The 16248-nt window shown below is 66.3% G+C and carries 12 protein-coding genes; 7 read left to right on the top strand and 5 right to left on the bottom strand.

Going from position 1 to position 16248, the window contains the following annotated elements:
- Positions 1-3: 3 nt before the first annotated feature.
- The gene (locus tag ABE424_RS06265; RefSeq protein ID WP_346492137.1) at positions 4-1230 is read right to left on the bottom strand and encodes an acyltransferase; all 1227 of its coding nucleotides are present in this window, start codon (positions 1228-1230) and stop codon (positions 4-6) included.
- Positions 1231-1405: 175 nt separating this feature from the next.
- On the opposite strand from ABE424_RS06265, the gene ABE424_RS06260 reads away from it, so the two are divergent.
- On the top strand, positions 1406-2275 hold the full coding sequence (locus ABE424_RS06260) for a LytTR family DNA-binding domain-containing protein (RefSeq protein ID WP_346492138.1): 870 nt from the start codon (positions 1406-1408) through the stop codon (positions 2273-2275).
- Positions 2276-2326: 51 nt separating this feature from the next.
- Here ABE424_RS06260 and ABE424_RS06255 read toward each other — a convergent pair whose 3' ends face one another.
- Positions 2327-3076: a M48 family metallopeptidase gene (locus ABE424_RS06255; RefSeq protein WP_346492139.1), complete on the bottom strand. Its 750-nt coding sequence runs from the start codon at positions 3074-3076 to the stop codon at positions 2327-2329.
- Between the two features lie 205 nt (positions 3077-3281).
- Between ABE424_RS06255 and prfB the strand changes: the two genes are divergently transcribed.
- From prfB to ABE424_RS06235, 4 genes are all read left to right on the top strand, one after another.
- A protein-coding gene (gene prfB / locus ABE424_RS06250; protein WP_121036696.1) for a peptide chain release factor 2 occupies positions 3282-4407 on the top strand; the annotation gives its coding sequence in 2 pieces (ribosomal slippage) (positions 3282-3356 and positions 3358-4407; 1125 coding nt in all).
- Positions 4408-4532: 125 nt separating this feature from the next.
- The gene (lysS, locus tag ABE424_RS06245) at positions 4533-6050 is read left to right on the top strand and encodes a lysine--tRNA ligase (protein ID WP_346492140.1); all 1518 of its coding nucleotides are present in this window, start codon (positions 4533-4535) and stop codon (positions 6048-6050) included.
- 201 nt (positions 6051-6251) lie between these two features.
- Positions 6252-7391 carry a two-component system response regulator gene (locus ABE424_RS06240; protein ID WP_313212483.1) on the top strand — a complete coding sequence of 380 codons (1140 nt, stop codon included), beginning with the start codon at positions 6252-6254 and terminating at the stop codon, positions 7389-7391.
- 1 nt (position 7392) lies between these two features.
- Positions 7393-9567, top strand: coding sequence for an ATP-binding protein (locus ABE424_RS06235; RefSeq protein WP_346492141.1), 2175 nt, complete (start codon positions 7393-7395; stop codon positions 9565-9567).
- 50 nt (positions 9568-9617) lie between these two features.
- Here the strand turns inward: ABE424_RS06235 and ABE424_RS06230 are convergent, their stop codons facing one another.
- The 3 genes from ABE424_RS06230 to acnA all read right to left on the bottom strand — a co-directional run bounded on the left by ABE424_RS06230 (position 9618) and on the right by acnA (position 15326).
- Positions 9618-10487: a crotonase/enoyl-CoA hydratase family protein gene (locus ABE424_RS06230; RefSeq protein ID WP_346492142.1), complete on the bottom strand. Its 870-nt coding sequence runs from the start codon at positions 10485-10487 to the stop codon at positions 9618-9620.
- Positions 10488-10645: 158 nt separating this feature from the next.
- Positions 10646-12322: a long-chain fatty acid--CoA ligase gene (locus tag ABE424_RS06225; protein ID WP_346479403.1), complete on the bottom strand. Its 1677-nt coding sequence runs from the start codon at positions 12320-12322 to the stop codon at positions 10646-10648.
- A 247-nt stretch (positions 12323-12569) separates the two neighbouring features.
- Entirely contained in the window at positions 12570-15326 is a 2757-nt protein-coding gene (acnA, locus tag ABE424_RS06220) for an aconitate hydratase AcnA (RefSeq protein ID WP_346492143.1), read from the bottom strand.
- Between the two features lie 283 nt (positions 15327-15609).
- On the opposite strand from acnA, the gene ABE424_RS06215 reads away from it, so the two are divergent.
- Positions 15610-15834, top strand: coding sequence for an AbrB/MazE/SpoVT family DNA-binding domain-containing protein (locus ABE424_RS06215; protein ID WP_019182937.1), 225 nt, complete (start codon positions 15610-15612; stop codon positions 15832-15834).
- A 7-nt stretch (positions 15835-15841) separates the two neighbouring features.
- Complete coding sequence (locus ABE424_RS06210; RefSeq protein WP_176989067.1) at positions 15842-16240, top strand: type II toxin-antitoxin system VapC family toxin; 399 nt, start codon at positions 15842-15844, stop codon at positions 16238-16240.
- Positions 16241-16248: the final 8 nt, after the last annotated feature.

The following is a 16248-nucleotide window of genomic DNA, read 5'->3' as shown; positions in this document are numbered from 1 at the left end:
TGCTCAGCTCGTTTCCGGTGATCCCGCCGCTGCACCACGGGCGGCGGGACGGATCGACGGCAACCGCTGCCGGCGCAGCCCGAACAGCGGGCGCAGCCAACCAACGCGCCGGATCAGCCCTTCGTGCAGCAGCAGGCAAGCCGCCACCGTCCCGGCCACGACCAGCAGCGGCTCCCACCACGGCCCCAGCTGCAGCGGCTTGAGCCAGAACAGCAGCGCGATGATCAGGCTCTGGTGCAGGATGTACCAGGGATACACCGCCTCGGTGCAGTACGGCAGCCAGCGGAACGGGCGATCCAGATACACCTTGGCCCAGCCGAGCAGGGTCAGCAGTACGGCCCACAGGTACAGCGACTGGCTGGCCATCACCTGCAGCGTCCAGACGCTCTCCGGCCATTGCCGCAGCAGCGAATCGGCAGGCAACACCCGCCCCAGGATACGGATGCCGAAGTACCAGCCCGCCGCGATGATCGCCACCCACAGGGTGATCCGGCGCAGTTCAACCACGCGTGCCCAGAACGGCGTGGCGCGGCCAAACAGGTAGCCCGCCAGGAACACCGTGCCGTACTTGGCGTGCTGATACCAATCGCCGAACAGCAGGTTGGTCGAGGGAAACCGGGGATCGAGCCAGGCCACCCAGCCGAAGGAGAGCAGCGTGGGCAGCCCGATCAGGATCGGCGCGGGTGCCCGGGCATAGCGCTCCACCGCGCGGCGCACCGCAGGGGTATCCAGTACCGGCATCAGCAGCGCCAGCACCAGTGTGTAGACCCATAGGTAGGCCAGGTACCACAGGTGGTTCCAGGTGATGCGCAGCTGCCAGCCGGCAAACGTGTCCTGCGGCCAGGCCGGCATCAGCCAGTAGCGCAGCAGGAAGGCGCCGAAGCCGGGCTCGATATGCCCGTTGGTCACTGCCTCGCAGTACGGCTGGATCGGCACCACCAGGGCCATGCCGAACAGCAGCGGCAGCAGCAACCGCCACGTGCGCAGCACGGCAAAGCGCGTGATGTGCGCCTCGGGCCGCATCAGGGCGATGGCGATCCCGGAGAGCAGGAACAACAACGGCATCCGCCAGCGGTTCACCAGCAGCATCGGCCACTGCAGCCACTCGGCGGTGTACTCGCTCTTGAGATGGAAGCCCCAGCCATCCACGTAGGCCATGGCGGTGTGATAGAGGATGAGCAGGGCGAAGGCGAGCACGCGCAGGGCGTCGATGTCGTGGCGGCGTGGCATGGACGGGGCAGGCAGGAAAGGAGACTGCACGGTGCGCAGTCGCCGCGCGGTCCGCCATGGCGGAGGGGCCTGCCGCCGGGGGCAAGTGACGAATGGCGGTCGCCAAGGGACGGGTGGGGCGCACTACCATGGCGGGATGAGTCAGGCTGACGACCCTTTGCGAATGGATGATTCAATGGCGAACGGACGTGCCGCGCGGTGGCGGCCGGGTGCGCGGATGCTGGTGTGGTCGGTGATCCTGCTGACCACGGCGGTGGCGAATGCGCTGGTGGAAGTGATGGATGCGGGTCGCCGTGGCGAAGACCTGGGCCTGTGGCAGCCGATGATCTGGGAGCTGAGCAGCGTCACGATGATCCTGCTGACGCTGCCGGTCCTGTGGTGGGGCTGCCAGCGCTGGCCGCTGCACGCCGATACCTGGAAGCGGCGGCTGCCGCTGTACCTGCTGGCCAGCGTGGCGTGGTCGCTGGTGCATGTCACCGGGATGATGGGGCTGCGCCATCTCGCCTATGCCGCGCTCGGCTACCACTACCAGGACGATGCCACCTGGCCGGTGCGCCTGATGTACGAGTACCTCAAGGATGTCCGTGCGTTCTTCACCTTCGTGGCGATCGAGCACTTCTTCAGCTGGTTCGGGCGGCGCCGGCAGGGCGAGGCGCATCTGCTGGCCGCGCCGGACGATGCTCCGCCGGTGGACGCCGTGGAGCGTCCAGAACGGTTCCTGGTGCGCAAGCTGGGCCGCGACTTCCTGGTCGCCACCGGTGATATCGAGTACGCCCAGGCGGCCGGCAACTACGTCAACCTGCGGGTGCGCGGGCACGATTACCCGCTGCGCAGCACCATGGCGGCGCTGGAAGAACGATTGGATCCGGCGCTGTTCGTGCGTGCCCACCGCAGTTGGCTGGTGAACGTGCGGCACCTGGTCTCGATCGAGCCGCTGGACGGGGGCGAGGCACTGCTGCACATGGACGATGGCGGCCGGGTACCGTGCAGTCGCCGGCAGCTGCCCTCGTTCCGGCAGGCGCTGGCCGTGCAGCCACCGGCCTGATCCTGCCGGGCTTGACCGGCACCCTGGCGGAGCAGGGTGCCGGCAGGGAACTCAGCGCTTGCTGTCTTTCTTGATCATCGCGTCGATGCGCCCGGCGCGGGCTTCCGAGCCCGGGTGCGAGGACATCAGGCCGCCATCGCTGGACAGCTTGCGGAACATGCTGGCCAGTGCGGCGGGATCGTACTGGTGGCGCTTCATGAAGCGGTAGCCGTACTCGTCGGCGGCGCTTTCTTCCTTCTGCGAGAACTGCGCGTTGACGAAGCCTTCGGCCAAGGCGCCGAGCTGGCCCTGGGTCAGGGTGGCGACGTTGGCATTGCCCGAGGCGGCCAGCGTGTCGCGACCGGCCGAGGCCAGCAGCGCGGTACGCATCTTGGTCTTGGAGTGGCCCAGCTTCACGTGGCCGATCTCGTGGCCGATCACGCCGCGCACTTCGTCGTCCGAGGCCATGTCCATCAGGCCGGAGTACACGCGCACGCAGCCGTTGGCCATGGCCCAGGCGTTGACGTCTTCGGTCAGGTAGACCTTGAAGCTCAGGCTCATGCCGTCTTCATTGGCCAGGCCCTGGGTGATCTTGGCCAGACGCTGGGCGTACGGATTGTTGGCGGGGGCGACCTTGTTCTGCTGGTCCATGTAGACGCAGGCTTCGTCGGCGGCCTTGGCCACGTCCTGGTCGGACAGGGTGAGCGCCTGGCCGGCTTTCAGGCCGGTGCTGGTCAGCTGCTTGAGGTCCAGGGCCGAGGCGGTGGTGGAAGCGGTCAGGCAGGCGAGAGCCAGCAGCAGGGCGGAGGATGACGTCCTCATCGGGGTGGTGCTCCATGTAGTGCGTTGGGGGAACCGCAGGGCAGGGCGCCGCGCGGCGGGGCGGAAGTCTACCGCCTGGCCGGCCGTCCGTGTTCAGTGAAGTCGTTTTTACCCAGCCCCACGCGACGCCCGGCGCCCCGGCCACCGCCGGAAAGCCCCGGATAGGCTATGATGGACAGTCTTTTCGCACGCATTAATCGCCGACATGATCGAGCTCAATCCTGTCCGCCAGCGCATCACCGATCTCACCGATCGCGTGCTCTCGCTCAGGGGGTATCTTTGACTACGACGCCAAGAAAGAGCGTCTGGAAGAAGTAACCCGGGAACTGGAAAACCCGGATATCTGGAACAACGCCGAGTACGCCCAGAACCTTGGCCGCGAACGCGCCAATCTGGAGAAGACCGTCGGCGGCATCGCCACGATCCTCGACGGCCTGGCCGAGTCGGGCGAACTGCTGGAACTGGCTGAAAGCGAACAGGACGAAGAAACCGCCCTGGCCGTGGTCAGCGACCTGGACAAGTACCAGAAGCACGTCGAACAGCTGGAATTCCAGCGCATGTTCTCCGGGCAGATGGATACCGCGGCGGCCTTCGTCGACATCCAGGCCGGTGCCGGCGGTACCGAAGCCCAGGACTGGGCCGAAATCCTGCTGCGCATGTACCTGCGCTGGTGCGAATCGCGCGGCTGGAAGACCGAGCTGATGGAAGTCTCCGGCGGCGACGTCGCCGGCATCAAGTCGGCCACGCTACGCGTGGAAGGCGATTACGCGTATGGCTGGCTGAAGACCGAGACCGGCGTGCACCGCCTGGTGCGCAAGTCGCCGTTCGATTCGGACAACCGCCGCCACACCAGCTTCACCTCGGTGTTCGTGTCGCCGGAAGTCGATGACAACATCGAGATCGACATCAACCCGGCCGACCTGCGTACCGACGTGTACCGCTCCTCCGGCGCGGGTGGCCAGCACGTCAACAAGACCGAATCGGCGGTGCGTATCACGCACATCCCGACCAATACGGTCGTGGCCTGCCAGACCGGTCGCAGCCAGCACCAGAACCGCGACAACGCGATGAAGATGCTGGCCGCCAAGCTGTACGAGCTGGAAATCCAGAAGCGCAACGCCGAGCGCGACGCGGTGGAAGCCACCAAGTCCGACATCGGCTGGGGCAGCCAGATCCGCAACTACGTGCTCGACCAGAGCCGTATCAAGGACCTGCGCACCGGCATCGAACGCTCCGATACGCAGAAGGTGCTGGATGGCGATCTCGACGAATTCGTCGAAGCCAGCCTGAAGTCCGGCCTGGCCGTGGGTGCCAAACGCACCGACGCCTGACCGTCGGGGCCGCCACGCGCGGCCCCGATCCGTTGTGCCCGGGCACGCCCGGTTTCGCAATCCGCCCCGACCATCGGCATGATGGCGGGGACCGTACCTCCCCCCGACATACATAGACCCACGCCATGAACGATCAGACCGCCGCGCCGCAGCCCCCCGTCGACGAGAACAGCCTCATCGCCGAGCGCCGCGCGAAACTGACCGCCCTGCGCGGGCAGGGCATCGCCTACCCGAACGATTTCCGCCGCGAGCACTTCGCCGGCACCCTGCAGGCCGAGTTCGCCGACGCCGAACAGTGGACTGCCGAAGCACTGGAAGCCAGCGGCCGCCAGGTCAAAATGGCTGGCCGCCTGATGGCCAAGCGCGTGATGGGCAAGGCCAGCTTCGCCCAGATCCAGGACGAGTCCGGCCGCATCCAGCTGTTCCTGCAGGGCAGCACCCTGGGCGATGCCTACACCGCCTTCAAGGGCTGGGACGTGGGCGACATCATCGCCGTCGAGGGCGGGCTGACCCGGACCAAGACCGGCGAGCTGTCGGTCAAGGCCACCAGCCTGCGCCTGCTGACCAAGTCGCTGCGCCCGCTGCCGGACAAGTGGCACGGCCTGGCCGACGTGGAGCAGCGCTACCGCCAGCGCTATGTCGACCTGATCGTGACCCCGGAGTCGCGCGAGGTGTTCATCAAGCGCTCGCGGATCATCCGCGCCATGCGCGCCTGGCTGGACAACCGCGACTTCCTGGAAGTCGAAACGCCGATGATGCATTACATCCCCGGCGGCGCCACGGCCAAGCCGTTCACCACCCACCACAACGCGCTGGACCTGGACCTGTACCTGCGCGTGGCCCCGGAGCTGTACCTCAAGCGCCTGGTCGTGGGTGGGCTGGAGCGCGTGTACGAGATCAACCGCAACTTCCGCAATGAAGGCGTCAGCACCCGCCACAACCCGGAATTCACCATGATGGAGCTGTACGAGGCCTACGCCACGTACACCGAAGTGATGGACCTGACCGAAGGCGTGATCCGTGACGTGGCCAGCAAGGTGCTGGGCACCACCACGGTGGAGTGGGATGGCGCCACCATCGACCTGGCCCCGGCCTTCCGCCGCTGGCGCATGGACGAGGCGGTGCGCCACCACAACCCGGAGATCAGCGCGGCCGACTGCACCGACCGCGATGCGCTGGTCGCCCATTGCGAGCGCCTGAAGATCCGCATCAAGCCGTCCTACGGCTGGGGCAAGCTGCTGCTGGAGATCTTCGAGGCCACCGTCGAGAACACCCTGATCCAGCCGACCTTCATTACCGACCACCCGGTGGAAGTCTCGCCGCTGGCCCGTGCCAACGATGACCAGCCGGGCTATACCGACCGCTTCGAGCTGTTCATCAACGGCAAGGAGCTGGCCAACGGCTTCTCCGAGCTGAACGACCCGGAAGACCAGGCGGCCCGGTTCCAGGCCCAGGTCACGGCGAAGGAAGGCGGCGACGACGAGGCCATGCACTACGACGCTGATTACATCCGCGCGCTGGAATACGGCATGGCCCCGACCGGCGGCCTGGGCATCGGCATCGACCGCCTGGTGATGCTGCTGACCGGCAGCAGCTCGATCCGTGACGTGCTGCTGTTCCCGTATATGCGTCCCGAAAACTGAGACCTGCGTCCGGGCGTGCTTGGGGCACGTCCGGATGGGGGTTCCGCTCCCGTGGCCGCGCGAGTATGGTTTCTGCGTGGCCTTAACAGGCGCTATGGCGTGATGGCCACAGACCATGACGGGTCGCAGGGGGATGCCCACATCGGCATCACACTGTGACGACGATCATGAACTGGGGTGTTCATGACGGGAGGCGGACCCATGCAAGGTGCCAGTGTGCTGAGCGGCGGAGTATCCTCTCCGCAGCATGTTCCAGTGTGGTCAAGGAAGAAGGCAGAAGCAGCCTTGAATATTGTCATCGTTGACGACCAGACGTCCGCGCGTACCATGCTGCGCCATGTCATCGAGGACATCGCGCCGGAACTGTCCGTGCACGACTTCGGCGATCCGCTGACGGCGCTGGCCTGGTGCGAGTCGCACGCCGTGGACCTGCTGCTGCTGGATTACCGGATGCCGGAGATGGACGGGCTGGAGTTCGCCCGCCGCTTCCGTCGCCTGCCCAAGCACCGCGACATCCCCGTGATCCTGATCACCGTGGTCGGCGACGAGCCGATCCGCCAGGCCGCGCTGGAAGCGGGGGTGATCGATTTCCTGGTCAAGCCGATCCGCCCGCGCGAACTGCGCGCGCGTTGCTACAACCTGTTGCAGCTGCGCCAGCAGTCGGAGAACGTCAAGCAGCGCGCGCTGTCGCTGGAGCAGCGGCTGCTGGCCAGCATGCACGAGGTCGAGGAGCGCGAGCGCGAGACGCTGTCGCGGCTGGCGCGGGCGATCGAGTTCCGTGATGCCGGCACCAGCGCCTACCTGGAGCGCATGGCGCATGTCGCCGGCCTGATCGCCGAGCAGCTCGGGCTGCCGGAAGAGGAGGTGAAGCTGATCGAGATGGCCGCGCCCCTGCACGACATGGGCAAGATCGCCATTCCCGATGCCGTGCTGCTCAAGCAGGGCAAGTTGAACGACGAGGAGCAGGCGATCATGCGCCGGCACCCGCGGATCGGCTATGAACTGCTGAGCGGCAGCCAGAACCGTTTCATCCAGGTCGGTGCGCTGATCGCGCTGCGCCATCACGAGCGTTACGACGGCAGCGGCTACCCCGATGGCCTGGTCGGTGATGCCATTCCGCTGGAAGCGCGGATCGTGGCGGTGGCCGACGTGTTCGATGCCCTGATCTCACCCCGTCCGTACAAGGAAGCATGGACCATGGAAGCCACGCTGGCTTATCTGTACGCCCAGCGTGGTCGGTTGTTTGATCCGCGCTGCGTCGATGCCCTGCTGCGCGGCCGCCTCCAGCTTGACGAGATCTGCGCACAGCACTCCACTGCGTCATCCCGCCCGGGGATGTGATATGCGTCGTCTGTACCCGCGCCTGAAGCAACGTCTGGCGCAGCGCCCGGACACCGAGCACGGTCAGGCGATCGTGCGCATCGTGCTGATCACCCTGATCCTGCTGTATGTCCTGATGCCAGGGCCCCGCCACGACCTGCCGCCGGAGCAGTACCACGGCGTGCTGGCGATCGTGCTGACCGGCCTGACGCTGTCGCTGGGCCTGTTCGGCTGGCTGCTGTGGCGGCCGGGGCGCTCGGATCCGCGCCGCGTGGCCGGCATGCTCGCCGACTACGGTCTCATCGCCGCCGGCATGGTGCAGATGGGCGAGCCGCTGGCCTGGGTCTACATCGTGGTGATGTGGGTGACCGTCGGCAACGGCATGCGCTACGGCAACAACTATCTGTACGTGGCCGTGGCGATGGCCATGGTCAGCTTCGGCAGCACCGCGCTGCTCACGCCGTACTGGGAGCAGAATGCCCGGCTGGCGTTCGGCCTGTGGCTGGGCCTGGCGGCGGTGCCGCTGTATTTCTCCACGCTGCTGCGCCAGTTGACCCGGGCGATGGCCGAGGCCCGTCGTGCGAGCGAGGCCAAGAGCCGCTTCCTGGCCAACATGAGCCATGAGTTCCGCACCCCTCTCAACGGTCTGTCGGGCATGACCGAGCTGCTGGCCACGACCAAGCTCGACGACGAGCAGCGTGAGTGCGTCAACACCATCCAGGCGTCCTCGCGCAGCCTGTTGGCGCTGGTCGAGGAAGTGCTCGACATCTCCGCGATCGAAGCCGGCAAGCTGCGCGTCAACGCCGAGGATTTCGCGCTGGCCGATGTGATCCAGGCGATCGGGCTGATCCTGCTGCCGCAGGCCAAGGCCAAGCGGTTGGACTACCGGGTCAAGGTCGCCGATACCGTGCCGCCGCTGTTGCGCGGCGATCTCGGTCACCTGCGCCAGATCCTGCTCAATATCGCCGGCAACGCGGTCAAGTTCACCGACCACGGCCGGGTCGAGATCCGCGTCGCGGTGCTGCATGCCGAATCCAACGGCGGGGTGCGCCTTCGCTTCGACATCCTCGATACCGGTATCGGCGTCGCGCCGGAGATGCGCCCGCGACTGTTCGAGGCATTCGAGCAGGCCGACGTCAGCATGGCGCGCCGCCACGAAGGCACCGGCCTGGGCACGACCATCGCCAAGGGCCTGGTCGAGGCGATGGGCGGTGACATCGGCTACGAAGAGAATCCGCCGCAGGGCAGCCATTTCTGGTTCGAGCTGCCGTTCGCGCCGCCGCGCGTGCCGCTGGGCACGGTCACCCCGGCCCTGGTCGGCGACGGGCTGCCGGACCGCAACGGCAATGTCATCGCCTTCGCCGATCCCTTCCTGCGTCATCGCGCGCGCGTGCGCAGCATGCACATCCTGGTCGCCGATGATCACGAGGCCAACCGGATGGTGCTGCAGCGGCTGCTGCAGAAGGCCGGCCACAAGGTGCTGTGCGTCAACGGCGGCGAAGCGGTGCTGGATGCGATGGCCGAGAGCGATTTCGATGCGGCGATCGTCGATCTGCACATGCCCGGGATGAGCGGCCTGGACATGCTCAAGGAGCTGCGCGTGATGCAGGCCGGCGGCGGTCCGCGCACGCCGGTGCTGGTGCTCAGCGCCGATGTCACCCCCGAGGCGATCCAGCGCTGCACCCAGGCTGGTGCGCATACCTTCCTGGCCAAGCCCGTGGTCGCGGTGCGGCTGCTGGACGTGCTGGCCGACATCGCCTCCAATGGCCAGCTCAAGGCCAGTGCGCCGATCGTGCGCACTGCCACCGTACTCGATGGCGTGCTGGATCCGGGCGTGCTCGACGAGCTGGCCTCGCTCGGCATGGGCGATGGCTTCGAACGCGAGTTCATCCGCCAATGCCTGGCCGATGCCGAGCAGTGCGTCGGCGTGGCACTGGCCGATGGCGAGCGCAGCGACTGGGTGCATTTCCGTGAGCAGGCGCATGCGATCAAGGGCGTAGCCAGCAATCTCGGCCTGGTCCGCGTCGCCAATCGTGCCGGCGACCTGATGCGCATGGCCGACTGGCAGCTCAAGAGTGAATGGCGGCAGCGCGTGACCCTGCTGCAGGCGGGGATCAAGGAAGGCCGGCAGGCACTGGAGGCGCGTGCGCAGCGCCGGACCCAGGGCCAGGCGGACGACGGCGGCGACATGCGCTGAAAAAAAGCCCGGCGGCCGCCGGGCTTGAACAACACAGGGGAGGGGGTGACTCAGGCGACGTCGAGGGTGGCGCGGCGGGTCTGGGCCTTGATCAGGCGATCCATGGTGCGCAGCGACTTGTCGCCCAGCGCGAGCGCGGAGTCCACCCACACCTTGGTGATTTCCAGCAGCTCGTCGTAACGCACGGCCTGGGCCAGGTTGCGCGCGGCATTCATCGCCAGGTAGGAATGCGGAATGCGCTGGTGCTGACGGATCAGGTCTTCGACCGCCTTGACGCCCTGGCCCTTCGGCACCAGCACGTCGACCACGCCCATCGCATGCATCTCCTCGGACGAATACACGCGGCCGTCGAGGATGATCTTCTCGGCCAGCTGCGGCGCCACGCGCTTGCACAGGAACGAGTAGGCCCCCATGCCCGGGAACAGCCCGAACAGGACTTCCGGCAGGCCCATGCCGCAGCCTTCCTCGGCCACGATGGTGTGGCAGGCCAGGGCCATCTCCAGGCCGCCGCCCAGCGCGTCGCCCTGGATCAGCGCGATCGAACGCACGTCGCCACCGAAGCCGGTGTGCAGGTGGTGCACGCCTTCCACGCAGCGCTGCGCGTAGGTCAGCAGGCGGTCGCGGTTGCCTTCGCGGATCAGGCGGGTGAACAGGTCCAGGTCACCGCCCAGGTTGTACGCGTTCGCATCGGAGGCGAGCACGAAATGGCGCAGCTTGCCGCTGTTGCGCTCGGCCGGGGTGCGGGTGATGGCGCTCATGAAATTCCACATTTCATCGAGCATGTCCTTGCGGCAGCACGGGCGGATGCCGCTGCCGGCATCGGCATGCATGTACAGCCAATGGGCGTCGTCGTTCCCCGTGGTCTCGGTGCGGATGGTGGCGTAGCGGCGGTTGACGGGCAGCTTTTCAATGGTGCTCATGGCGATTTCCTCGGAGGCTGGCCCGCTGGGAGGACGGTGGGCGGCGGGCCTGACGGGTCCACACGCCGCGATCCTACACCCCCGGCATCTCAGGCAATGCAAAAGGCCCCCGCCGTTGCCGGCAGGGGCCCTGTGAAGATGCCGCCGTTGGGGAACCGTTACGGCGCGGGCGTATCGCGCAGTTCGCGGCGCAGGATCTTGCCCACGTTGGTCTTCGGCAGCTCCTTGCGGAACTCCACGATCCGCGGGTGCTTGTAGCCGGTCAGGTTGGCACGCGCGTGCTCCTTGACCATCTCGGCGGTGAGGTTGGGGTCCTTCTTGACGATGACCACCTTGACCACTTCGCCGGACTTTTCATCGGGCACGCCGACCGCCGCGACCTCGAGCACGCCGGGCATCATCGCGATGACGTCTTCGACCTCATTGGGGTACACGTTGAAGCCGGACACCAGGATCATGTCCTTCTTGCGGTCCACGATGAAGAAGAAGCCCTGTTCGTCCATCCGCGCCATGTCGCCGGTGTGCAGCCAGCCCTCGGCATCGACCGCCTGGGCGGTGTCCTCCGGGCGCTGCCAGTAGCCCTTCATGACCTGCGGGCCCTTGATGCACAGCTCGCCGACTTCGCCGACGGCCAGGGTCTTGCCGGCGTCATCCTTCACGCAGGCATCGGTGGACGGAATCGGCAGGCCGATGGCGCCGTTGTACTCGGCCAGGTCCAGCGGGTTGATGCAGGCGGCCGGCGAGGTCTCGGTCAGGCCATAGGCCTCGACGAGGGTGACGCCGGTGACCTTCTTCCAGCGCTCGGCGACGGCGCGCTGCACCGCCATGCCGCCGCCCAGGGTGACCTTCAGCGAGGAGAAATCGATCTCGTCGAAGCCGGGGGTGTTGAGCAGGCCGTTGAACAGCGTGTTGACGCCGGTGATCGCGGTGAAGCGGGTCGCCTTGAGCTCCTTGACGAAGCCCTTCATGTCGCGCGGGTTGGTGATCAGGTAGTTGCAGCCACCGAACTTCATGAAGACCAGGCCGTTCGCCGTCAACGCGAAGATGTGGTACAGCGGCAGGGCGGTGATGATCACCTCCTTGCCCATCTCGATCCCCGAGGCGGAGATCCAGGCCGAGGCCTGCTGCATGTTGGCCACCAGGTTGCGGTTGGTCAGCATCGCGCCCTTGGCCACGCCCGTGGTGCCGCCGGTGTACTGCAGGAAGGCGACGTCGTCGTGGTCGATCTCGACCTTGGGCAGGGTGTGGCGGCTGCCCAGCTTGAGTGCCTGGTTGAAGCGGATCGCGCCGCGCAGGCTGTAGTTGGGCACCATCTTCTTGATGTACTTCAGCACGAAGTTCACCACGATGCCCTTGGCGCCGAGCATGTCGCCCAGGCCGGTGGTCACCACCTGCTTGATCGGCGTATCGGCGATGACCTGCTGCACGGTGTCGCAGAAGTTGTCGACCACCACCAGCACGGCTGCGCCGGAATCCACCAGCTGATGCTTGAGCTCGCGGGCGGTGTACAGCGGATTGACGTTGACCACGGTCAGGCCGGCACGCAGCACGCCGAAGGTGGCGATCGGGTACTGCAGGCAGTTGGGCATCATCAGGGCGACGCGGTCGCCCTTCTTGAGCTGCAGCTCACCGAGCAGGTAGGCGGCGAACTGTTCGACCAGCGCGTCCGTTTCCCCGTAGGTGAGGACCTTGCCGAAACTGGAGTAGGCGGGGCGGTCGCGGAACTTGGCCACCGAGGTGTCGAAGACGGCCGAAACCGAATGGAACTCGTTGACGTCGATCTCGGCGGGTACGCCTTTGGGATAACTCTGCAGCCAGGGTCGTTCCAGACTCATATTCCCCCTCCAGGAAACGTGGATGATGTGATGCGGTGACGGAGAGTATCCGTCGTTTCATGCCTCGGCAGCATACCGTCCCGAATGGAAAACGCGAAGGGCCGGTGAAGAAAGGTGGCGGAGGGGCAGCGGGGCGCGCTGTTTGCGACATGCGCGGTGCCTGCCCACGACCAACGGTCGTGGGCTACCGGGAGGTCACGACCGCGCGGGGGCGTGACCCGGTGCCGCCTGAAACGCGGCGGCTGGCTTACTTCTTGCCCGCCAGCTGGCGCAGCACGTACTGCAGCAGGCCGCCGTGCTTGAAGTACTCCACTTCCTTCGGCGTCAGCAGCATCACATGGGCCTCGAAGGTCTTCTTCGTGCCGTCGGCCCGGGTCGCGGTGAGGGTGGCCGACTTGCTGGCGCCATCCTGCAGGCCGGTGATGTCCACCACTTCCGAGCCGTCCAGGCCCAGGCTCTGCGCGTTGTCGCCATTCTTGAACTGCAGCGGCAGCACGCCCATGCCGACCAGGTTGGAGCGGTGGATGCGCTCGAAGCTCTCGGCGATCACCGCCTTGACACCCAGCAGGTTGGTGCCCTTGGCCGCCCAGTCGCGCGAGGAGCCGGTGCCGTATTCCTTGCCGGCGAACACGACCAGCGGGATGCCCTCGGCCTTGTACTTGACGGCCGCATCGTAGATCGCCAGCTTCTGCGGCTTGCCCCCGTCCTTCGGGAAGTACAGGGTGTTGCCGCCTTCTTCGCCGCCGAACATCAGGTTCTTGATGCGGATGTTGGCGAAGGTGCCGCGCACCATCACGTCATCGTTGCCACGACGGCTGCCGTAGCTGTTGAAGTCGGCCGGCTGCACGCCACGTTCCTGCAGGAAGCGGCCTGCCGGGGAATCCTTCTTGATGTTGCCGGCCGGGGAGATGTGGTCGGTGGTGATCGAGTCGCCGAACAGGCCCATCACGCGGGCGCCATGCACGTCGTCGATGTGGCCGACGTCCATCGTCATGCCCTCGAAATAGGGCGGGTTCTTGATGTAGGTCGAACTGCCATCCCACTCATACAGATCGCCGTCGGGCGACTTGATGGTGTTCCAGCGGGTGTCGCCCTTGAACACGTCGGCGTAGTTCTTCTTGAACATCTCCGGCCCGATGGTCGCGGCGATCACATCGCCGATTTCCTTGTTGCTCGGCCAGATGTCACGCAGGTACACCGGCTGGCCATCGCTGCCCGTGCCCAGCGGCTCGGTGGTCAGGTCGATGTCGGTAGTGCCGGCGATGGCGTAGGCGACGACCAGCGGCGGGCTGGCCAGGTAGTTCATTTTGACTTCCGGGTGCACGCGGCCTTCGAAGTTGCGGTTGCCCGACAGCACCGAGGCCACCACCAGGTCACCGGCGGCGATGCCGGCACTCACTTCGGTCGGCAGCGGGCCGGAGTTGCCGATGCAGGTGGTGCAGCCATAGCCGACCACGTAGAAACCGATCTTCTCCAGCTCGGTGAGCACACCGGCCTTTTCCAGGTAATCGGTGACCACGCGCGAGCCCGGGCCGAGCGAGGTCTTGACCCATGGCTTGCGGTCCAGGCCCTTGGCCGCCGCGTTGCGGGCGAGCAGGCCGGCACCGATCATCACCGCCGGGTTGGAGGTGTTGGTGCACGAGGTGATCGCGGCGATGACCACCGCGCCGTCCTTCAGGCGGAACTTCCTGCCCTCCAGCTCCACGTCGCTGTAACCCTTGGCCAGCTGTTCGTTGCCGACCGCCGCGCCGCCGCCTTCGTTGACGAACTTGGACACGTCATCGTTGCGCTTGTCGCGGTTGGTGGTCAGGCCGACCAGGTTCTCGCGGTAGTTCTGCTTGACGTCTTCGAGCAGCACGCGGTCCTGCGGGCGCTTCGGGCCGGCCAGCGACGGCTTGACCTGGCCCATGTCCAGTTCCAGCGTGGCGCTGTAGCTGGCATGTGCGGTGTTGGCGTCGTGCCACAGGCCCTGGGCCTTGGCATAGGCTTCGACCAGGTCGATCTGCGCTTCGCTGCGGCCGGACAGGCGCAGGTACGTCAGCGACTCTTCATCGATCGGGAAGATGCCGCAGGTGGCGCCATACTCCGGGGCCATGTTGCCGATCGTGGCGCGGTCGGCCAGCGGCAGGTGCTGCAGGCCTTCGCCGAAGAACTCGACGAACTTGCCGACCACGCCGTGCTTGCGCAGCATCTGGGTGACGGTCAGCACCAGGTCGGTGGCGGTGGCGCCTTCGGGCATGCGCCCGGTCAGCTTGAAGCCGACCACCTGCGGGATCAGCATCGACGACGGCTGGCCGAGCATGGCGGCCTCGGCTTCGATGCCGCCGACGCCCCAGCCCAGCACGCCGATGCCGTTGATCATGGTGGTGTGGCTGTCGGTGCCGAACACGGTGTCCGGATAGGCCACTGCCTTGCCGTCCTTGTCCGCAGTCATGACGACGCGGGCCAGGTTCTCCAGGTTCACCTGGTGGACGATGCCGGTATTGGGCGGCACCACCTTGAAATTATCGAAGGCCTTCTGGCCCCAGCGCAGGAAGCCATAGCGTTCCTCGTTGCGCTGGAATTCGATCTTGCCGTTGAGGTCGAGCGCGTCCGGCGTGCCGAACACATCGACCTGCACCGAATGGTCGATCACCAGCTCGGAGGGAATCTGCGGATTGATCTGCTCCGGCCGACCGCCGAGCTTGACCACCGCATCGCGCATCGCGGCCAGGTCGACCACGCAGGGCACGCCGGTGAAATCCTGCAGCACCACGCGGGCCGGCATGAAGGCGATCTCGATGTCCGGCTCGGCCTTGGGGTCCCACTGGGCGACGGCCTGGATGTGGTCCTTGCCGACGGTGACACCGCCATCCTCATGCCGGAGCAGGTTCTCCAGCAGGATCTTCATCGAGTAGGGCAGGTGGGAGATGTCGAACGTCTGTCCGAGCTTGGGCAGGCTGAAGTAGTCGTAGGTGGTGCCGCCGACGTCCAGCTGGCTGCGGGTGGAGAACGAATCGCTCATTGCGGGTGACTCCTCTTGCGGATGGCTTGCATTGGCCCGCCCGAGGCAGACCTGCTTGCGTTCGCCGCTGACCGGTAGGCCGGCGACCGTTCCGAGTATGAACGATTCAGCCGGATGCCACCTGCGGCAGTTGGTCTCAGGCTACACGGAGATATGTATCCCTCGTGTCATGGATGAGACAGATCCTTTCTGTGCCAACGGTCTCGCCGGCCAGATCAGTACTCCAGTGGAAGTATGCCTGTGGAAGTATGTATAATTTGTGCATACTTTGGAGGGCGTACCGATGGAAGCTACCGTTGCAGAGCGCGGGCAGATCACCCTGCCCAAGGCGGTCCGTGATGCGCTGGGCCTGACCAAGGGCACGCAGCTGAAGGTGGAGCTCGAAGGCAGCCGGATCATCCTGCGCAAGAGCGTGGACGATGCGATCTCCCGTGCCCGCGGCAAGTTCGCGCTGGATGGTTTCGATTCGGCCGAAGCGGCCGTGCGCGCGGTCCGCGACGAGGAATGAGCGCGTGATGATCGCCGTCGATTCACCGGTCCTGATCGAACTGCTCAGCAATGGTCCGCAGGCCGACGCGGTCGAAGCCGGCCTGCGCCAGAGCCTGGTCGGCGGCCGCGTGGTGATCTGCGGGGTGACCCTGGCCGAGATCTGCGCATCGCTGCGCGGCGGTGCCGAAGTGCAGGAGGCACTCGAGGAAATGGGCGTCCACTTCAGTCCACTGGAGGCCAAATCGGCCCTGCGCGCCGGCGAGATGCATCGCCGCCACCGGCAGCGCGGCGCCAAGCCACGCGGGCTGGATGAATTCATGGTCGGGTCGCATGCACTGCTGCAGTGCGACGGTCTGATCACCTGGAACGACAAATTTTACCGCGACTACTTCAAGGGCCTGAAGCTGATCGTGCCGCACGCCTGAGCCCATAC

This window comes from Stenotrophomonas sp. TWI1149 (genome assembly GCF_039673155.1).
GTDB classification, from domain to species: Bacteria; Pseudomonadota; Gammaproteobacteria; order Xanthomonadales; family Xanthomonadaceae; genus Stenotrophomonas; species Stenotrophomonas maltophilia_AA.
The sequence above is the reverse complement of the archived record's forward strand: the minus strand, read 5'-3'. Positions and strand labels throughout refer to the sequence as shown.